This is a genomic window from Pseudomonas iridis, assembly GCF_017980685.1.
GTDB lineage: Bacteria > Pseudomonadota > Gammaproteobacteria > Pseudomonadales > Pseudomonadaceae > Aquipseudomonas > Aquipseudomonas iridis.
The window spans coordinates 45,114-65,110 of record NZ_JACXXO010000005.1; the positions used below are offsets into that span (position 1 = coordinate 45,114).

At 58.3% G+C, this 19,997-nt stretch carries 15 protein-coding genes, 2 pseudogenes and 1 riboswitch; of the genes and pseudogenes, 12 read left to right on the forward strand and 5 right to left on the reverse strand.

Annotated features, from left to right (window positions below; translation table 11 throughout):
• Window positions 1-328: 328 nt before the first annotated feature.
• The 3 genes from IEQ42_RS10910 (at window position 329) to IEQ42_RS10920 (ending at window position 4,158) form a co-directional block, all read left to right on the forward strand.
• Window positions 329-1,612 carry an MFS transporter gene (locus IEQ42_RS10910; RefSeq protein ID WP_210703515.1) on the forward strand — a complete coding sequence of 428 codons (1,284 nt, stop codon included), beginning with the start codon at window positions 329-331 and terminating at the stop codon, window positions 1,610-1,612.
• 105 nt (window positions 1,613-1,717) lie between these two features.
• Complete coding sequence (locus tag IEQ42_RS10915; protein ID WP_210703516.1) at window positions 1,718-2,851, forward strand: pyridoxal-phosphate-dependent aminotransferase family protein; 1,134 nt, start codon at window positions 1,718-1,720, stop codon at window positions 2,849-2,851.
• A gap of 185 nt (window positions 2,852-3,036) precedes the next feature.
• Window positions 3,037-4,158, forward strand: coding sequence for an SMP-30/gluconolactonase/LRE family protein (locus tag IEQ42_RS10920; RefSeq protein WP_210703517.1), 1,122 nt, complete (start codon window positions 3,037-3,039; stop codon window positions 4,156-4,158).
• A 145-nt stretch (window positions 4,159-4,303) separates the two neighbouring features.
• On the opposite strand, the gene IEQ42_RS10925 is transcribed toward IEQ42_RS10920, so the two are convergent.
• Together IEQ42_RS10925 and IEQ42_RS10930 are read right to left on the reverse strand one after the other, a co-directional pair.
• Window positions 4,304-4,813, reverse strand: coding sequence for a nucleoside deaminase (locus tag IEQ42_RS10925; protein ID WP_150596364.1), 510 nt, complete (start codon window positions 4,811-4,813; stop codon window positions 4,304-4,306).
• Between the two features lie 31 nt (window positions 4,814-4,844).
• A complete protein-coding gene (locus tag IEQ42_RS10930; RefSeq protein ID WP_210703518.1) occupies window positions 4,845-6,185 on the reverse strand; it encodes a nucleobase:cation symporter-2 family protein in 1,341 nt (446 codons plus the stop codon).
• Window positions 6,186-6,399: 214 nt separating this feature from the next.
• Between IEQ42_RS10930 and IEQ42_RS10935 the strand changes: the two genes are divergently transcribed.
• Both IEQ42_RS10935 and IEQ42_RS10940 read left to right on the forward strand, forming a co-directional pair.
• Entirely contained in the window at window positions 6,400-7,314 is a 915-nt protein-coding gene (locus tag IEQ42_RS10935) for a LysR family transcriptional regulator (protein WP_210703519.1), read from the forward strand.
• A 367-nt stretch (window positions 7,315-7,681) separates the two neighbouring features.
• A pseudogene (locus tag IEQ42_RS10940) lies at window positions 7,682-7,966 on the forward strand (hypothetical protein); the annotation flags it as partial.
• Between the two features lie 464 nt (window positions 7,967-8,430).
• Here the strand turns inward: IEQ42_RS10940 and IEQ42_RS10945 are convergent.
• Both IEQ42_RS10945 and IEQ42_RS10950 read right to left on the reverse strand, forming a co-directional pair.
• A complete protein-coding gene (locus tag IEQ42_RS10945; protein WP_210703520.1) occupies window positions 8,431-10,557 on the reverse strand; it encodes a TonB-dependent siderophore receptor in 2,127 nt (708 codons plus the stop codon).
• A gap of 165 nt (window positions 10,558-10,722) precedes the next feature.
• Window positions 10,723-11,997, reverse strand: coding sequence for an NTP/NDP exchange transporter (locus tag IEQ42_RS10950; RefSeq protein WP_210703521.1), 1,275 nt, complete (start codon window positions 11,995-11,997; stop codon window positions 10,723-10,725).
• A gap of 224 nt (window positions 11,998-12,221) precedes the next feature.
• Here IEQ42_RS10950 and IEQ42_RS10955 point away from each other — a divergent pair, with 224 nt between their 5' ends.
• The 4 genes and pseudogenes from IEQ42_RS10955 (at window position 12,222) to IEQ42_RS10970 (ending at window position 15,770) form a co-directional block, all read left to right on the forward strand.
• Entirely contained in the window at window positions 12,222-13,037 is an 816-nt protein-coding gene (locus IEQ42_RS10955; RefSeq protein WP_210703522.1) for a DUF1206 domain-containing protein, read from the forward strand.
• A 187-nt stretch (window positions 13,038-13,224) separates the two neighbouring features.
• Window positions 13,225-14,364, forward strand: a complete 1,140-nt coding sequence (locus tag IEQ42_RS10960; RefSeq protein WP_210703523.1) for a sensor histidine kinase — start codon at window positions 13,225-13,227, stop codon at window positions 14,362-14,364.
• Between the two features lie 152 nt (window positions 14,365-14,516).
• Window positions 14,517-14,778 (forward strand): annotated as a pseudogene (locus tag IEQ42_RS27535) (short chain dehydrogenase); the annotation flags it as partial.
• A gap of 242 nt (window positions 14,779-15,020) precedes the next feature.
• Window positions 15,021-15,770, forward strand: a complete 750-nt coding sequence (locus tag IEQ42_RS10970; protein ID WP_210703525.1) for an OBAP family protein — start codon at window positions 15,021-15,023, stop codon at window positions 15,768-15,770.
• 76 nt (window positions 15,771-15,846) lie between these two features.
• Here IEQ42_RS10970 and IEQ42_RS10975 read toward each other — a convergent pair whose 3' ends face one another.
• Window positions 15,847-16,614 (reverse strand): pyrroline-5-carboxylate reductase family protein, encoded by a 768-nt coding sequence (locus tag IEQ42_RS10975; RefSeq protein WP_210703526.1) that lies wholly within the window; start codon window positions 16,612-16,614, stop codon window positions 15,847-15,849.
• 232 nt (window positions 16,615-16,846) lie between these two features.
• Window positions 16,847-17,039, forward strand: a riboswitch (cobalamin riboswitch).
• A 141-nt stretch (window positions 17,040-17,180) separates the two neighbouring features.
• Here IEQ42_RS10975 and IEQ42_RS10980 point away from each other — a divergent pair.
• The 3 genes from IEQ42_RS10980 to IEQ42_RS10990 are packed head-to-tail and all read left to right on the forward strand — an operon-like array spanning window position 17,181 to window position 19,995.
• Entirely contained in the window at window positions 17,181-18,194 is a 1,014-nt protein-coding gene (locus IEQ42_RS10980; protein ID WP_210703527.1) for an ABC transporter substrate-binding protein, read from the forward strand.
• The gene (locus IEQ42_RS10985; RefSeq protein WP_210703528.1) at window positions 18,191-19,207 is read left to right on the forward strand and encodes a FecCD family ABC transporter permease; all 1,017 of its coding nucleotides are present in this window, start codon (window positions 18,191-18,193) and stop codon (window positions 19,205-19,207) included. Before IEQ42_RS10980 ends, IEQ42_RS10985 begins: the two co-directional genes overlap by 4 nt.
• Window positions 19,204-19,995 (forward strand): ABC transporter ATP-binding protein, encoded by a 792-nt coding sequence (locus IEQ42_RS10990; protein WP_210703529.1) that lies wholly within the window; start codon window positions 19,204-19,206, stop codon window positions 19,993-19,995. Before IEQ42_RS10985 ends, IEQ42_RS10990 begins: the two co-directional genes overlap by 4 nt.
• Window positions 19,996-19,997: the final 2 nt, after the last annotated feature.

Consider the following 19,997-nt stretch of genomic DNA (forward strand, 5'->3'; position numbering starts at 1 on the left):
ACAGTCGTCAAGGCTGAGGGCAAAGCCAGGTGTGAGGCTTTGTTACATTTGTGCAATGCAAAACGATGACCTGTCGTCGTGTCTCAGTCTTGATTGGCCTGCGTCCAACTGCCGCAGCAAACAGGCATTGGAAAATTCTGCACAAGCCTTAGAATCCGCGCGCTCTTGCAGTCGCCAGATTTGGCGCCCGAGGCATACCTGACGGGCTGGCCCCACCTCGGACTCAATCGCCCCTCCCGTTCGGCGAGCACTTGCACCCCACACACTTCGGCTTGGCAATCGCATGCGCAGAGGCGCGCGTTCTGCTGTTCGTTTTCTAGAGGTTTTTATGTCTGCGCGTTTGCTGGCCATGGCGCTGGCGCCCTTGCTTGGGCTGTTTATTGTTGCGCTGGGCAACGGTTTCATGTCATCGCTGACCACTCTTCGACTGGACGCTGCCGGTGCGTCGACCACGATGATCGGTATCGTCTCGTCGGCGTACTTCATTGGTTTGACCCTGGGCGCCGTGTTCAATGACCGTTTGATTTTGCGCATCGGTCATATCCGCGCCTACGGCAGCTTTGCCTCGCTGATCGCGGTGACCATCCTGCTGCAAGGGTTGTTCTATGACACGTGGGGCTGGTTTGCCCTGCGCCTGATCAATGGCTGGGCCACGGTCGGGGTGTTTCTGGTAATCGAAAGCTGGCTGTTGCTGGCAGGTGACGCGAAGATTCGCGGGCGCTTGCTCGCGTTGTACATGATCGTCTTGTACGGCGCCGGCGTGCTGGGCCAGGCAACGCTGGGGAGAATTACCGGATTGAGCGACAGCGCACCGTTCATGGTCGCTGGCATGCTCGCCTCGTTGTCGGTGCTGCCGATCGTGATCCTGCCGCGAGTCTCGCCTCTGCTCGATCAAGTGGAGCCACTCAAGCCTCGGCAATTGTTGGGCGTGACGCCGACCGGGTTGGTCGGTTGTTTTGGCTCGGGTATCACCATCGCGGCGATTTACACCTTGCTGCCGCTTTATCTGCAACGCGGCGGTCTGAATGTCGGTGAAGTCGGCAGCATGATGGCCTGGACGATCCTCGGTGCGATGCTTCTGCAATACCCGGTCGGGCGTTGGTCCGACCGCCAGGATCGTTTGCAGGTGCTGACGATTCTGACCGTGGCGTGCACCGTGTTATCGCTGGTGATCGTCCTGATGCCGTTGTCCTCGACCCTGCTCGCAGTGATGTTGTTTCTGCTCGGCGGCGGCGTCTTCGCGCTGTACCCGGTTGCCGTCAGCCACGCCGCCGATCGCGCCCCTGCCGAAGCGTTGGTACCGATGATTCAGGGCTTGCTGCTGATCAACTCGCTGGGCTCGGCGATCAGTCCGATGATGATCTCGCCGGTGATGAATTCGTTCGGTGCCAATGGCCTGTTCTGGGTATTTGCGCTGGTCAATCTGTGCATGGTCACCTTCTTCCTGTGGCGACGTGGCAAACGCCCGGTTCCGGCCAATCTCGCGCCTTTCGCGGCGGCGGCGACCTTCTCGCCGACAGGTGCGGAGTTGCGGGTGACCGAAGATCTGCGTCAGGCGGTGCAGGATCACCCGCCGATGGTTGACGCGCTGAGCGGAGAGCCTTCGCCGTAATGTGAAGCACGCTAAGCTCATTTGCGTAATTCGATGAGCCCATTAGCGCCTTTTGCCTACACTCCTTGGCATTGATGTTTACCTCTGTGCCCAAGGAGTCACCTTATGTCCAAGCTCTACCCCAGTGTCGATCCCGAGGGGCTGGTCGAGTACTCAGTGGTCTACACCGACCGCTCGCTAAACCACATGTCGCAGTCCTTTCAAGGGGTGATGAAGAACATTTCCGCAACCCTTAAACAGGTCTACAACGCCGAGGCTGTTGCGGTGGTTCCGGGCAGCGGCACATTCGGCATGGAGGCGGTGGCGCGGCAGTTCGCCACTGGCCAGCAGTGCCTGGTGATCCGCAACGGCTGGTTCAGCTATCGCTGGAGCCAGATCCTTGAGATGGGCAACATTCCGGCCGCCACCACGGTACTCAAAGCCCGGCCAGTCGAAACCGGTCACCAAGCGGCCTATGCCCCGCCACCTCTGGATGAAGTGCTGGCAGCCATTGCGGCGCAGAAGCCGCAGATAGTCTTCGCGCCCCACGTTGAAACTTCATCCGGGATCCTCCTGCCCGACGAGTACTTACGGGCAGTCGGCGACGCCGTGCATGCGGTGGGCGGCCTGTTCGTGCTGGACTGCATCGCTTCCGGCACGATTTGGGTGGATATGCACAAATGCGCCGTCGACCTGCTGATCAGCGCACCGCAGAAAGGCTGGAGCGCCTCCCCTTGCTGCGCCCTGGTAATGCTCAGCGCTAAGGCTCTGGAGCGCATCGAACAGACGCAAAGCAGCAGCTTTGCCTGCGACCTGAAAAAGTGGCTGCAGATCATGCAAGCCTACGAACAGGGCGGACATGCCTATCACGCGACCATGCCCAGCGATTCCCTCGCGCGCTTCAACGACGTGATGAAAGAGACGCAAGCGTACGGTTTCGACAAGGTTCGCGATGAACAACAGGCGCTGGGCGATCGGGTGCGGGCGTTGTTGACAGGCAAAGGCATCAAAAGTGTGGCCGCTGCGGGCTTTCAGGCACCCGGCGTCGTGGTGAGCTACACCGAAGATGCCAATATCAAGAACGGCAAGAAATTTGCCGAACACGGCCTGCAGATCGCTGCCGGCGTGCCGTTGCAATGCGACGAACCGGCCGACTTCCAGACCTTCCGCCTCGGGCTGTTCGGACTGGAGAAGCTGCAGAATATCGAGCGCACGGTCAGCCTGCTTGAGCAGGCTCTGGATGAGGTGATGGTTGGCTAAGACCTGTTCGTGCCCGCAGGGCACGAAGTTATCGCATGCCAATACTTGTGGTGGAGGTGATGCTTGATCGCTTCCATCGCTGCGTACGCCCTATGTCCCGTGCGCAACGAACAGGTTGTACGATGTCCTATCACGAGGTATTACTATGTCTCCCACAAAAAAAATAAAACCACGGAGATTGCTACATGGACTCATCCCTGTCCGCCAAGCCTGAAAGCCTTGACCCAGCGAAGGGCAACACCCGCCGCAGCTTCCTGAAAAAGTCCCTCGCTGTTTCCCCCACACTCGCCACCGTCGGCAGTACCGCGCTAACCCGACTCTCCGAGGCCGCCGAACCCTTGAGTCAGCGCTACCCGGATCCGCTGGTTCACATCCTCGACGACAGCTTCCTCGATCTACGTGTTTTCAACGCCAGTGTTGAAAAACTGGCCACCGGTATGCGCTGGGCCGAAGGACCGGTGTGGGTCGGTGATGGCCGCTATTTATTGGTCAGCGACATCCCCAATAATCGCATCATGCGCTGGGATGAAATCACCGACACCTTCACCGTGTACCGCGAACACTCGAACTTTTCCAACGGCATGTGCCGGGATCGCCAAGGGCGTCTGATCGTCTGCGAAGGCTCCACTACGACCAGCGAAGGCCGCCGCATCACGCGCACCGAATCCAATGGCACGATCACCGTGCTGGCCGACAGCTTCGACGGCAAGCCCTTCAACTCGCCCAACGACGTCGTCTGCAAAAGTGACGGATCGATCTGGTTTACCGACCCGCCCTTCCAGACCAGCAACAACTACGAAGGCCACAAAATCACTCCGAGCCAGCCCCACGCCGTGTACCGCATCGACGGCGAGAGTAAAAAAGTCACGCGGGTCATCGACGATCTCAACGGCCCCAACGGCCTGTGCTTTTCTCCCGATGAAAAGACCCTGTACGTCGTCGAAGGTCGCGCCAAGCCCAATCGCCTGATCTGGGCAATTGCCGTGAAGGACGACGGCACACTCGGCGACCGCCGCAAGCACATTGAAGGGCTGGAATATGCCGCGATCGACGGCATCAAATGCGACGAAGCGGGCAACCTGTGGTGCGGCTGGGGCGGCAATGGTGATCCCAAGGCCGACCTGGAAAAACTCGACGGCGTGCGCGTTTTCAATCCACAGGGCAAGGCCATCGGGCACATTTCGCTGCCAGAGCGCTGCCCGAATCTGTGCTTCGGGGGACGCGAAGGGAATCGACTGTTCATGGCCAGCAGTCACTCGATCTATTCGCTTTTTGTGAATACTCGTGGGACTACGTTTGCGTTGTAAAAGCCAGGTTCGTCTTGCGACAGTTTTGTGACTGGCGAAACGATAGACTGCCGCGCATCCGAAGATGCGCGGCAGTTAAGCCTGTTTACTGTCCCCGCCTCGCTGGACATTGTGAAGCGCACCGTCACAAGTGCCCGACAGCGGTTTACGACCAGAACCCTTTATGCGGTTCAGCCGCCTCGCCCTCCAGCATCGGCCCCAACACACTCACCTTGCGCTGCCCCTTCGCGAACACCTCGCGGCACGGCAGCGAGAACGTCGGATTCTCTGGATGGTCCCCCGTCAACCCCAGCAGCGCATGCTCCGACAAGGCATAAACCACCCGCCCGATCCCCGTCCAATACACAGCGCCTGCGCACATGCAGCAAGGTTCGGCGCTGGTGTACAGCGTGCACAGTTCCAGCTCTTGTGGCGACAGCAGCTTGGCCGCTGCCGCCGCTGCAACCAGTTCGGCATGTTGGGTGGGATCACCTTCCGGCGGCATCGAGTTGTTGCCTGCCTCGACAATCACCTTGCCGTTGCGGTCGGCTACCAATGCCGCGAACGGATGCCGACCGCGCTGTTTCGATGCCTCGGACAAGGCAATGGTCTGACGCAGCAATGTCAGGTCAAGATCGCTGACGCCGGCCGGGATGAGCTGGGTAAATTGATTCATGGGTAACTCCTGGGCAGTGGAAAATACACAGTCAGTCGGCCAGTTCAGCCGACGTTGCGCCGATGGTTTCGGTCGATTTTTTATCGTTGTTGAGCAATAGATTGAGGACGATGGCGGTGATCGCACCGAGGAAAATCCCGCTGTCGAGCACCAGTTTCAGCGTCGGGCCGACGTGTTCGAACAACGCTGGAAAGGACATCGGCAGCACGCCGACACTTACCGACACGGCGACGATGATGCCGTTGCGCGTCCCCTCGAATTGCACCCGCGACAGTTCTTGAATCCCCGCCACCGTGGTCATGCCGAACATCACGATCGCGCAGCCACCGAGCACCGGCGTCGGCACCGCCGCTATCAACGCGCCGAGTTTCGGAAACAAGCCCATCAGCACCATGATTGCCCCGGCAGCAGCGACGACGAAGCGACTTTTCACGTTCGAAAGTGCAATCAAACCGGTGTTCTGGGTGAAGGCGTTGTAAGGAAAGCTGTTGAACAAGCCGCCGAGCATGGTCGACAAACCGTCGGCGCGAAACGCGTTACCGAGGGTCTGTTGCGTGGTCGGTTTGCCGGTGAGCTTGCCGATTGCCAGACAGTTGCCGGTGGTCTCGGCCATGATCACCAGCATCGCCAGGGTCATGATCAGAATCGGTACCGGCGAGAATTCCGGTGCGCCGAATGCCATCGGCGCACTCAGCTCAAACCATGCCGCTTCGCTGACCCGGCTGAAGTTGGTCATGCCGCAAGCCGCTGCGATCAGACTGCCGACGAACAAGCCGATCAGCACGCTGAGGTTGCCGATAAAGCCCCTGAATTTGGCATAGATGACCAGCGTCACACTGACCGTGGCCAAGCCCAGCAACAAGTTGGCGGGATTGCCAAAATCCGCCGAGTCGGGATTACCACCGCCCAACCAGATCGCAGCAGCAGGCATCAGCGAGATGCCGATAATGGTGATCAGACTGCCAATCACCACCGGAGGGAAAAACCGCAGCAAACGGCTGAACACCGGCGCCAGCGCAATGGTGATAAAGCCCGCCGCGATCACCGCACCGAAAATCTGACTGAGGCCGAACTCCTTGCCGATCATGATCATCGGCGCCAGTGCAATAAACGAGCAGCCCTGAATCAGCGGCAGACGCGCGCCGAACTTCCAGAAACCGAGGGTTTGAATCAACGTCGCCACACCAGAGGTCAACAGGTTGGCGTTGATCAACAACACCACCTGCGCCGAAGTCAGGCCCATCGCACTGCCAAGAATCAGCGGCACCGCCACCGCTCCCGCGTACATCACCAAAACATGCTGCAAACCAAACGTGAACAACTGTCGCAGTGGCAAAACCTCGTCTACCGGATGAATGCGTTGTGTGGTCATTTCAAACGCTCCTGAAGGTGCGGCATCTGTTGAACTCGCGGGCAATGCTCAGGGGCGTTTAAGGTACATCGCCCCGGAGATCGTTTGACTTGGGGCCATATTTGAACGTTTATTACGATGAAACAAATTGGCAACCATCGCTTTTTTCGATGGCACAATTAGATATTCGCCAGCCGCTAACCCCCCCCTCACCTTCGACCCCGGAGTCCACCACTTGCGCTTCTCACTCGATCAACTGTTGATGTTCGTCCAAGTGGTCAAAAGCGGATCGTTTTCCGCGGCCGGACGCAAACTGGGCAAGACCCAATCGACCGTCAGCGCGGCGATTGCCAACCTCGAAACCGACCTCGGGGTCGACCTGTTCGATCGCAGCAACCGCAGCCCTGCCCTTACCGCCAGCGGCCACAAATTGCTGCTGCAGGCCGAAGCCGTGCTCGAACGCTGCATGACATTTGAAGCCCACGCCGACTGCCTGTCGGACGACGTCGAGCCCAGCCTGACGCTCGCGATTGAAACGCCGTACGGACCGATCATGTCCGTACTCAAAGCCTTCGAAGAAGCGTTCCCCTTCGTCGATCTGATCATCCGTCATCCGGTGTACGGCGATGTCAGCGAGCTCGTCAGCAGCGGCGAAGCCATACTCGGCGTGGCGTTTTCACAGCCCGACTACCCCAAGGAGCTGGCGTTTCAGCAACTGGGCAAACTGATCATGCTGCACGTCTGCCATCCCGATCACCCGCTGGCGCAACTCGACAACGTCAGCTTCGAGGATCTGCACGTCCATCGACGTCTGGCGTTCAGCGCCCATGCGAGCAAGCTGCCGAGCAGCGAATACCTGCGCTCGACCCAGCTGTGGCAGGCGGAAAGCTATCTGGCCTTACTGGAAATGGTGCGCGCCGGTCTCGGCTGGGCCACCCTGCCCCGTCAACTCATCCAGCGCGAACTGGCCAGAGGTGAATTGGTAGAACTTCAACTTTCGGCCTACCCGCACACCGACTGGCAAATAGGCGTGGACCTGTTGTGGGCACGCCAGCGGCCCTTGGGCAAGGCTGAGCGCTGGCTGAAAGAGAAATTGCAGGACAACAAAGTTTTTGAGCTGGATCGAAGTGGACAGATCACCACGCTGTGACGACGCTGGAAATAGCGCTGATCGGCAAATTTGCCCGCAGCCCTGATGGTAAGTGTCGCCTCGCAAAGGGCCAGTTGTATTCGAACCCCACTCCGACAAAGCGGTGCCTCAGCGGAGGCTTGAATCGTGTGCTGGAACTCGTATGAACGGGTGGGTGAGAGCAACTGTCTGACTACCCGACAATCAGATCCGACCGTGAGCGTTTGGCCGTTCAAACTGGCCACCACGACCTATACTGCCGAAGCACTGTCGTCGAGGTGGCGACAAGTCGTTTCGCCCGGCCTCGGCCCTGCGCGTGCTGTCGCATCCATGGCGCTCGTGCAGTACGTACAACCACTCTCAAACAGAAGGAGAATTTCGCATGAATATGAACACGTTTTTGCTGGGAGCCACCACTTTACTGTTTGCCACCGTGGCCAGTGCTGATATTCCACTACTCAACTACGACTGCCCGACTAATATCGCCGTGCATGCGGATCAGGGCGGGCCGGTTTACATCAATGGCAAGGAGGCCAAACTGAAGAAATTCAATAACAACGCCTATGAAGCCAAAGGCTCTGGCGTGACGATTTCTCTCACGCGTAATCCAGATGAGTCATGGGACGTATCCTATACCGGTAAAGGCGGGGCCAATGGGGTGTGCAAGCCAGCGACATCGGGCGCTGCGAGTGCTGTCGGTAGCGCCAATGGCACATCTGCCACCAGCAAGGCGGAGAAAGCCTGCCTGGCCGAGGTGGCGAAGAAGACCGGTGTGGCTGTCAGCAAACTTTCGGTGACCGACGTCATGACCGCCGAAGCGGGAGTTGGCGTGACGATCAAGGTACCTGACGCGGACGCTCCTTGGTCGTGCCTGTCCGATGCCAGTGGCAAAGTCCAAGGTGCAAGTTATACCGGATCTGAAGGCAAACTCTGAGTGGTAGCCAGGCGCCCTTTGCTTGCGCGATCGGCAGCCCGGCAGGGCTTCGTCCTGCCGATCGCGCAATTCAGCGACGCCTTAATGCCCAGAGGGTAACGCACCCAACAGGGCGATAATGAAAAGCGTCCAGTCATTGAGTATATGAGCGCCCGTGGAGACCCTGGCGGATTAGCGCCAGGTCACCGGTGCGTCCGAATCATCTACAAGGTGTAAGAAACACCCACTTGAACAGTTCTCGGCTCACCAGGGTACGCATAGACATTACCAAAGGCGCCTTCTTCATAGTCGCGGTCGAAGACATTCTTCACATCAAGATTAAGCCTGACCTTGTCGTTGATCTTGTAGAAGCTGAGCAAATCGACAACGGTGTAACTGCCCATCGAAAACGCCGTGTTAGCGGTCTGGCCTGCACGTTCGGCAACGTATTTACTGCCCATACCCAAACCCAATCCCTTCAGATTGCCATCCTGGAATTCGTAAACGTTGAGCAGGCTGAAGCTGTTCTCCGGAATGTTCATCAGTCGTGTGCCCGACTGGATTACATTGTCCTTGGTGACTTCAGCGTCCACATAGGCATAACCGCCAATCACCCGCCACTCAGGGGTTACGTTGCCTGCCACGTTGAGATCAAAGCCACGGCTGCGCACCTCTCCAGCGGCCACGCTGAAAGTGGAGTCCACGGGATCGGTCGTGAAGACGTTTCGTTTTTCAATCTGGTAGATCGCTACGTCAACGCTTAACTGGCGATCCAGCGCTTCCCATTTGATCCCCATCTCATAAGACTTACCCTTTTCCGGTTCAAAACCGCCGCCCTGCCGACTTGCTCCCGTATTGGGTTTGAATGAGCGCGCGGTATTGGCATACACCGCGACGGTATCGGTAAGGTCATAAAGCAAGCCAAGACGCGGGGTCACCGCATTGTCGCTTGCCTCCCAGCTTTTGCCGCCCGGTACATAGGTTTCATAGTCATGCTCGAAACGCTCGAAACGGGCGCCCGCCAGAACTTTCAGGCGCTCGGTCAATGCCACTTGATCCTGGATGAAGGCGGCATAGGTCTTGAGATTTTCCTTGTCGTGGGTCGGCGTACGGGTCAGGGCGGGACGAGCCTGACCATATACCGGATTGAAGATATCAATCGGGTAGGCACCTGCCGCGCCACTGGAACGCTGGATGATGGACTTGTAGTCGTAATCCTCGTACTCGATTCCGGTCAAGAGCGTGTGATCGAAGCCCCCGGTTGAGAAATGTCCGGTGAGGTTCAGTTGGGTGTCCTTGTCCGTCCACTCCAGTTTGCGATAGTTGAAGTTACGCCCCAGCGTGCGCCCGTCGGCAGCGACGCCATTCGCTTCAATGGCATTGCCCTGCAGTGTGCCATCGAGCCATTGGAAACCACCGCCCAATGTCCAGTTATCGCTCAGTAGATGTTCGAAACGCAGCTGCGCCATGTTGTTGTCGTTGTGCAATTTGCCAACGTCTTTTTCGCCAAAGAAGGTATCGCGAGACGCGGTGCCGATCTGATTCGGATAACGCGTGACGCCACGATCCAGCGGGTGATTATTGCGCATGAAATCACCCTCGAAGATCACCTTGGTATCGTCGTTGGCCTGCCAGGAAATAACCGGCGTCACGCCATAGCGTTCGGTTTCAACATGATCGCGGAAGGTATCACCGCCCTCACCCACCACATTCAAGCGATAGGCCAGGCGGCCTTCTTCGTCGATCGGGCCGGAGGCATCCAGCGTGCCACGCTTCATTCCCTGATCATCGAGTTGGCTGCCCAGGGTCACGGTGCGCTCCATCAACGGTTGTTTGGAGACCACGTTGAACGTGCCACCTGGATCACCTCGACCATAGAGCGTAGTGGCGGGGCCTCGCAGTACTTCAAGACGCTCGATGGTGTTCGCATCGGGCATGTTCGGATAACCACGGTTGATCGGAAAACCGTTGCGATAGAACTCGCCCGTGGTAAATCCACGCACCGTGAAAGTAGTCAGTCCCTGGCCTCCGAAGTTATTGGCCCGCCCCACCCCTCCGGCGTAATCAAGCGCGTCCTGAAGCCTAGTCGCGCCGATGTCTTCGACAGCATCTTTGGTCACCACGCTCATTGACTGCGGGGTCTCGTGAATCGACGTGTCGGTTCGTGTTGCGCTGGCAGAACGCGTTGCTCGGTAGCCCTTCACCGGCCCTTGGGCGGCTTCGTACTGCGCAGTACCGACGATGTCGGTCGCCTCCAACTCCAGAATGGTTGTATCGGATGTCGCCTGCTCCGCCCAGGAGGAAGCGGAAAACGCCTGAAGCACGCAGATGGAAAGCAGAGTACGACGCATCGAGGAAGCCTTGAGAAAATAGCCAAATGGGACGGCATACGTGCCAATAATTTGCGGGAAATAATATATGACATTTCCAGCATTTGATACGTATTCGCATTTGTATTTATCAATGCCACTTGGGTTGCGACGAACCCTCCCCCAAATGATCGAGCAGCGACTCCTTCACAATGACGAGGCGTTCAGCGTTGCCTTTTGCCGCTGCCGTCTGGCTAACCAGAAGCAAAGGACGCTCCACAGCCCTGCCACGGGCACAATAAAAACGGCCACCATTCCAAACCCGGCGCCCACTGCCGTCAACCCAACGGACAGCCAGCCACTGGCGGCATCCCCGCCTCTATAAACCAGGGTCTCGATGACATTTTTGGCTTTGTACTTTTCCTCACGGCTGACCACGGTCCAGAGCACTTCCCGTGCCGGACGCACAACGGCAAATTCGATAGCGCGACGCAAACCCTGCGCCAGAGCCACCGTTGCCGGCACCGGAGCCAATGCCATGGCAGTGAAAGCCACAATGGTCGCCACGGGCAATGCAACCAGCGCCCCGCCAACGCCAACGAGGCGGATCAACGGTCCGGTCAGCAATAATTGAAAGATCAGGGTCAGCGCCGACACGATCAGGTCGACGACAGCAAAAAACTGCGTCCTGCTGGCCACGTCCGAGTAACTGCCGGCGACTATCCGACCCTGTTCGAAATACAGGAACGTGGCGGCGGTCGTGTGCAGCAGCATGAATAACACCAGCCCCAGCAGATACGGCGAGCGTGTGATCAGGGTGATGCCCGCAAGCATGCTGCCGCCCATCTTTCGTTCAGCCGTTGTCGGGCCGGCAGACTGCGTGTCAGTCCGGGACAACAGTCCCCGATAGCATCGCACCGCCAATTCCAGCAGCACAGCTGCGGCAAAGGTCAACGCTATCGGGCCAAGCTTGGTTGCCATGGTCGCTGCCAGCAGAGGGCCGATAAACGTGCCCAGGGTTCCTCCCGCCGCAATAAAGCCGAACAGACGCAAACCCTGTTCGCTGGAAAACCGGTCGACCAGTACGCTCCAGAAAATCGAAACGATGAACAGGTTGTAGATGCTGATCCAGACGAAAAACACCTGCCCCACCTGGATCGGCGCAATCCTGTTGGCAATCAACACGCCAAACACCAGCATCGACAAGGCGATGAAGCGATAGATCAACGGCACAAAACGCGTGGCGGGCAGCCGCGATACCAGTGCACCGAACAGCGGAACCATCAGCAGCATCACCAAAAAAGTCGCGGTGAACAGCCACTGCACTTTGTCTGCACCACCCTCCAGCCCCAGCGCGTCACGCAATGGGCGCACGAGGTAGTAGCTCGCCAGAACGCAGAAATGGAAGGCGAAACCCAGCAACAGTGCAGCCCTTTCGCCAGGCAAGACGCTTGCCCACATGAGGTTTATCGCCCGCATCATCGCTTGTGACCTTTGATCATGTACAAACGGCTAGCGATAGACATTGAATACTCTTCCGAGCAAGTCATAGGGTCTTCAGTCAACACGCAGTATGTGCACACTTCGGCAGTAGCATTAACACAACACGGTCAGGTTTGCCCGATCAACCCTTCAACGTGCTTTATCGAACCCCTGCTGCAGCGACGGGTCTGCTCGTATACACCTTCTCTGCCTGGAAATATTCAATGCTTGCCCAAAACACCCTTGTTCTGCTCGCGCGTTGCGGTTACGCCGCTCGGGGCGTTCTGTATCTGATCATCGGGATATTCGCGCTCCTGGCGGCTCAAGACGCTACGAAACCAAAAGACAGTCATAAAAGTCTCGAGGCACTGCTGAGCCAGCCATTCGGGTATGTCTTGATTGGTCTGGTGGTGGCAGGTCTACTCGCCTTCGCGGCGTGGCGCGTGTTGCAAGCTATTCGCGACGTTGATCATCACGGTACCGAATTCAAGGGGCTCGTCATTCGTGCAGGTCTGTTCGCGGGAGGTCTGGTCAATGGCGCGCTGGCGGTTTTTGCATTGGGCCTGCTCGTCAGTGGTGCTGGAAGCTCGGGTAACGCCGGGGATGGCAAGACCAAGGATTTGTTAGCGCATCTTTTGTCGTTCGAGCATTCAAACCTGCTGATCTACCTTGTTGCACTCGTGCCGTTAGGTGTCGGCATTGCGCACATCATCAAAGGCTGGAAAGCGTCATTCGAGAAGTACTTCGAAGCTGACGAAGACGTCATGCGCTACATCCGCCCGGTGTCGCGATTCGGACTGATTGCACGAGGCGTGGTGTTTATCGAGATTGCACTGCTAATGGCAATCAGCGGCTCCCTTTATAAAGCCACGAACCCACCGGGCATGAAGGAAGCCCTGAATGCTCTGCAAAGTATGCCTTTTGGCGGTTTGATTCTGATGGTGATGGCGTTGGGATTGATCGCCTTCTCGGTTTACAGTTTCTCCGAAGGCGCCTGGCGCAAGATAAACATGGATGTGCCGGGCGTAGAGAAGCGCTAGCGGCAAAGTGAATGCCGGTCGCAGGACGTGGTAAGGCGAGCGCCCTTGTACGCATGACGCAATCAGCGTTCAGGGCGCAGCGTTTCATAGGACAGCGCAGCAACACAGTGAATCCGTGTTCTACTTCACGTTGCGGCTTCCCCTTCTTTCCTGTCTGGAACTCGCCCTCCTGACCAGGATCATGCACATGCGACTGTCCGATTTCATCACCGCCAACCTCGAGCTGATTCTGCAGGACTGGGACGCTTTTGCCCGAACGATTGAAACACCCGGTGCACCGCTGGACACAGAAGCCCTGCGTGATCATGCCGAACAGATGCTCGACGCCATAGTGATTGATCTACGGACTAAACAGACCGCAAAAGAACAACTGGCGAAGGCGCATGGCAATGCCCCGGCCAGCGATCTGGAAACACCCGCTGAAACCCACGCGGTCACGCGGCTCATGGCAGGCTTCACGATCGATCAGATGGTCTCCGAATATCGCGCGCTCAGAGCCAGCGTACTCAACCAGTGGTCTAAACAGATCAAGGCCGGCACACCACTCGACATCGATGACATGACGAGGTTTCATGAAGCAATCGACCAAGCCCTCGCCGAGTCAATTGCAAGCTATTCGCGAGCCGTCGAAGCGTCACGGAACCTGTTCCTGGGCATCCTTGGTCATGATCTGAGAACGCCGCTGGGCGCGATCTTGCTCGGCGCCGACATGTTGAGGCGTTCAGAGGACATCGGCACCAGGGCCACGAAGATTTCCACGCAAATTTACACCAGCGTCAAACGCGCCAGTCAGATAGTCGGTGACCTGCTGGATTTGACACGCTGCCAGATGGGCCCCGGCATACCTGTTAAAACAGAGCGCCTGGACTTGTTGCCCGTGTGCGAGCGCATCGTTGATGAGCTGCGGGCGTTCTACCCGAGTGCCGCGATCCTCTTCGAGCCAAAAAGATCCTGTCATGGTGAATTCGATGGCGCCCGGATGGAGCAGGTTCTTTCCAACCTGATCGGCAATGCCGTGCAGCATGGCGATAACCAACGGCCAGTGACCGTTACTCTGGACACCGATGAGGAGCATGTGATTTTCACCGTGCATAACAGCGGTGAGCCCATTCCAGATGATGTGATGCCGTTCATCTTCAACCCGATGGGCCGTTTTTCTCAGCACTCGATCATCGACCATGACCCAAGTGAAGGCTTGGGGTTGGGGTTGTTTATTGCTTCAGAGATCGTTACATCGCACGGCGGCGTCATCGAGGTCACTTCGGATTCGCAAAGCGGGACGACCTTTGTAGTGACCGTTCCAAACCTTCAGCGCAAAGAACGATGATTCCCCCGTCCGCGCGATGATACGAGAAAGCCGGAAGATACCGGGCCTGGCGCAGAGTCTGGTGTCCCGCTGACATCCGTTCAGTCATTTCAATGGAACATTGCTGATTGCCTACCCTCTATCGCAACACCAACAAATCTGAGGATGTGATCATGATCGAGCCATCAACCGGAATGAAGGTCGGCGAGCGCTACATCGTTGAAAGCCTGGAGCGAACTCACCACTTCCCGGGGTTTTTTCTAGACGGGAAGTATTACCTGGGTCCCGAGTTGATGACGTCAATCGGTTGGCTGGAGGGCAACCGTTTTTTTTACGACGAACTTGATCCTGCGGGCGAACCGGTGTTTCCGGATCGGCTGGCGGGTACTGTCGAGGACCTGACACTGGTGTTGGCCGACGGTGCACGTCTGCAAATAAACCAAATGAACTACACCGATGACGAAGAGGCAGACACAACGCCGATCGACACGCTGGATGAGCCCCGAACCGCCGCTCAAGCGCTTGAAGACAAGGCGCTGCGCGCCAAGCGCTCAGTTGGCGGGCGTTCGCCATTGTTAATCGTTGCCGGGGCTGCCGTGGTGATCAGCGGGATTCTGCTTGCGCTTACCCGCCGCCGCAGCCGCACTACTCGCAAACTCCGTTAAAAGGAATTAACGATGGCTCAGAACATGACGTATGCGTTTTCCCTGGCGCTGATGGCGGCACTGGTCGGATGCGCGGGCAACAACAGTGCTTCCAATGTCATCGCGCCGGGCGCCGACGAGTCGCCCACCCTGAAGACTTTGGACGCCGGCGCCGCCCTGCTCCAGTCACGCCCGCCGGTGGAGGCGTTGAACGCCTATCTGGACGGGTTTCATTTTTACAACGGCCATCCCGATGTTCAGATGGAGGCCCACCATTACTGCTCCATTCTCAACGAAGAGGTTATCCAGTGCGTTATCTATGACGGTAACCGCAAGGACGCCAAGCTCATGGGCGTTGAGTACATCATCAGTGAGCGGTTGTTTACCGGCCTTCCGGCAGCGGAGAAAGCGCTGTGGCACAGCCATGTTCACGAAGTGAAATCCGGCCAGCTCGTGGCGCCCGGGATTCCACAAATTGCTGAACATGCCCTGATGGAAAAACTGGTCCACACCTACGGCAAGACCTGGCATACGTGGCACACCGATCTGGAAAAAAACCTGCCTTTAGGCGTGCCGCAGTTGATGATGGGTTTCACCGCCGACGGCCAGGCCGACCCGCGTATGGTTGCTGATCGCGATCGTCGGCTTGAAGTGGATAGTGCGCAGAAGAAGAAAGAACGAGCGGATATCCCTGCGCCCGCCGTTGCACCAGGCGCGGATGCGTGGCGCACGGGGAAGGTCATTCAGATCGTGGATCCGACCGGTACCTCTCACGAACATTGAGCCACCGATGACGCGGCTCGCGGGACTTCCCGAGCCGCGCAGGCATGCGCAAAGGGCAGAACGCATGAACGGCTGCTCAGGTTTTTTTCGAGAGATTGTCCAGAACCCTGTTACAGGCCTGCCGCCATGGTTCACGCATGTTTGCACCATTGAGCTCATCCAGCCCGGCAGCCGTGAAGGTCCCGGGCGTCGCAATCCTGTTCCCCAGTTCTTCCATGCTCAAACCGGGCTGTTCGCGAGCACTGGCAAGACAGTCCTGCATGTTGCCCATCACTAACTGCGCCGCCTGTTCCTTGTTCAAACCCTTCTCAACGAACCATTGTTGCAACTCGCCCAGGAAGAAATAGAACCAGCCATTCATGCACGCGGCGACCGTCGCCAACTCGAATGCCTGTTCGTTGTCCAGCACAACCAGCGTGCCGAGATCACGGAGCAGGGATTCATGCGGCTCGCCGGCCGGCGTGACCACGACCGTCGACTGGTTGATTTGCGCAGCGTAGGAGAGCATGGCCCTTACCCGCCTCGCTTGCGGAAAATGGCGGTCGAGTTCCTGCAGACTCATGCCGGCAACCAGCGAAATCACGGTTTGATCGGATGTCACGCTGACTTCTTTGGCAACCTGCTCGACAGCCTCCGGACGGACGCCCAGAAACAACACCCGAGCGCCGTCTGCAACGCGCTGATTGCTGTCCATCACCTCGCAATCCCAATCATCGCGGAGCGCCTCGGCGCGCTTCTGGTTACGTGGAGACAAGCAGATTCGACCTGTGTAGCCACTACGGCGCAGGCCCATGACGACTTTTTCGGTCAGCTCGCCTACACCCAAAATTCCGATTTGCTGCACTGATTTTCCTCCCGGTTTGACGCGCCCGTTGATGGCCTTGCTGGCGTCATGTTGCTGGACAACCCAGTTGTTGACAGAACTTTCCTCTGCATTTGCACCAAAAGCTCATCAACTCGTTACGTGCCATGGCCGAAAACTGTGGAAACCGCAGCGCTGGCCCGGTCATTGTTGGTACCAGCTCCTGAGCCCTAACTCATTTGCGCCGCCCGTTCGCCTCGACCGTCATGATCGGATACCATGCCGCCCGCCGGTTTCCAATTGGAAATAATAGGGAATCCGTGATGCGACCAACGCATCAAACGGAACTGCCCCCGCAACTGTAGATGCTGAGCCTTAGTCCGAACTGCCACTGGGATTGCTTCCGGGAAGGCTGACGCAGGCGACGACGCATCAGTCAGGAGACCTGCCGGCCAAGCAACAATCACTAACCGGCGGGGTGTCCGGGAAGGACATCCCTCTGCGCGCATCACGTGTTGATCGCCCTGGCACTGCTGATCCGGCAGCGTCGAGATGTGTTTCCAGAACCGCACCCTGGCTCCGTGTACGGTTCAAATGGAGATTGCATCATGCTGTTGCCTCGTTTTGTCGCCCTCGTCGTTGGCCTGGGTGTTGGCGCCCTCGCCCATGCTGCACCGACGCAGTACCCCCTGACGATTGAAAACTGCGGCAGCACGCTGACCTTCGCGCAGGCCCCTGCCCGTGCGGTGACCATCGGCCAGGCCGGCACGGAAATGCTTTTTGCGCTCGGGCTGGCTGACAAAATGGTCGGCACATCGCTGTGGTTCAACGATGTGCTGGCGCAGTACAAGGCGCAAAACGACAGCATCGAGCGCTTGGCCGATAACGAACCGAGTTTCGAATCGGTGATCGCCAAGCGCCCGCAGTTGGTGGCTGTCGAACTGGAATGGATGGTCGGGCCACAAGGCGCGGTCGGCACCCGCGAACAGTTTCACGAACTGAAGATTCCGACGTATCTGATGCCGTCTGACTGCGAGGCCAAGGACAATCTGGTCGGTTCCGACGGCACGCGTCTGGCGCCGTTTCGCATCGACAGCATCTATAAAAGCATCACCCAGTTCGGTGAGATTTTTGATGTCCAGACGCGTGCGCAGCAGCTGAACGCAGACCTTAAGGCAAGCCTGGCCAAGTCCATTGCCATGGCGAATGACAAGAACCCGAAAGACATCAGCGCGTTGGTCTGGTTTTCCAGTGCCAGTCTGGATATCGACCCGTACGTCGCCGGGCACAAGGGCGTTCCAGACTTCATGCTCAACACCCTGGGCGTGCGCAACGTCGTGGAGTCCGATGAGGAATGGCCAACCGTCGGCTGGGAAACCATCGCCAAAGCCAACCCGACGTTCCTGGTCATCGCACGCATGGATCGCCGGCGCTTCCCGGCGGATGACTACCTGAAGAAGCTGGAATTTTTGCGCAACGATCCCGTGACCCGCAACATGGACGCGGTGAAAAACAACCGCATCATTATTCTCGACGCCATGGCCATGCAGGCCAGCATGCGCACATTCGACGGTATCGCCGCACTGGCGAGCGCCATCAACGGATACGACCTGTCCAAATGACTGCGACGTTGATACGCACCTTGCTTGCACTGACGATCCTGCTTTTAGCGGTGATTGCGGGTGTGGCCATTGGTGAGACAACCATTGATCCCGTCGTGGTGTTTCAGGTGCTGGCCAACAAACTGTGGGCGGCCGGTTATGTGCTTGATCCGATCGACGAAGGCATTGTCTGGAACTATCGCCTGACTCGCGCGCTGGTGGCTGCCGCTTGCGGCGCAGGCCTGGCGACTTGCGGGGTGATTCTGCAATCGCTGCTGCGCAACCCGTTGGCCGATCCGTATCTGCTGGGCATTTCCGCTGGTGCTTCGACGGGCGCGGTGATGGTTGCGTTGCTCGGGTTCGGCGCGGGGGCGATTTCCATGTCAGTTGGTGCGTTCGGCGGCGCTGTTGTGGCATTCGCCGTGGTGGTTTTGCTCGGCCGCGCCGCGGGATCACCGGGTAATACCGGCCAGATCATTTTGGCGGGGATCGCCGGCTCGCAGCTGTTCAATGCGCTCACGGCATTTCTGATCACCAAGTCGGCCAGTTCCGAACAGGCACGCGGCATCATGTTCTGGATGCTCGGCAATCTCAGTGGCGTGCGCTGGCCATCGGTGTGGCTGGCGGTGCCGGTGGCTATCCTGGGGCTCGTTATGTGCCTGTGGCATCGGCGTGCGCTGGACGCGTTTACCTTCGGCGTCGATTCAGCGGCCTCGCTCGGGATTCCGGTGCGTCGCGTGCAATTGCTGTTGATCAGTTGTGCCGCATTGGTGACGGCAGTGATGGTGTCGATTGTCGGCTCGATCGGTTTCGTGGGTCTGGTCATTCCCCACGCTGTAAGGCTCTTGCTCGGCACTCGACACACGCGTCTGCTGCCAGCGAGTGCACTGGGTGGCGCGGTGTTTCTGATTGCTGCTGATGTGCTGTCACGCACGCTCATTAAAGGCCAGGTGATCCCGGTCGGCGTGATTACCGCGCTGGTCGGTGCGCCGGTGTTCGCGCTGATCCTGATCGGCCGGAGGAATGCCCGATGAATGCGCTGTCCCCGGCTGTCGGCGAATCGGTGCTGCGGTGTCGCGGCCTTGGCTTTGATATCCGCGATGCACGGTTGCTGCACGAGATCGATTTGGACATCCGCCGCGGCGAAACCCTTGGCCTTGTCGGCCCCAACGGTTCCGGCAAATCCACTTTGCTGAAATTGCTCTGCGGCGTACGCGCGCCCAGCCGTGGCGACATCCATCTCCACGGCCAGCGCTTGAAGACGCTATCGCGCCGGACCGTCGCGCAAACGCTGGCAGTGGTTGAGCAGCAGGCGGACACCCTCGACGCGATCAGCGTGTTTGACGCAGTGGCGCTGGGTCGAACGCCATGGCTGTCGGCGCTGAGTCCGTGGTCTGCCGAGGACGACGGCATCGTCGATCAGGCCTTGCGCGATGTTGACGCGGCGCATCTGCGCAATCGCTCCTGGCGCAGCCTTTCCGGTGGCGAGCGCCAGCGTGTGCACATCGCTCGCGCCCTCGCCCAGCGCCCGCAAATTCTGCTACTGGACGAACCCACCAACCACCTGGATATCCAGCATCAACTGTCTATTTTGCATGGGGTTCAAGCGTTGCCGGTGACCACGGTGATTGCCCTGCACGACCTCAATCAGGCACTGACTTGTGATCGTTTGGCCGTACTGGAAAAGGGCCGACTCGTCGCCCTCGGCAAACCCCTTGAAGTGTTGACTGCGCAACGCCTGCTGGAAACGTTTGGTGTCCACGCGCACTACCTGACTGACCCGTTCGACGGCGCGCAGATCCTGCGATTGCGCTCTTCCTGATG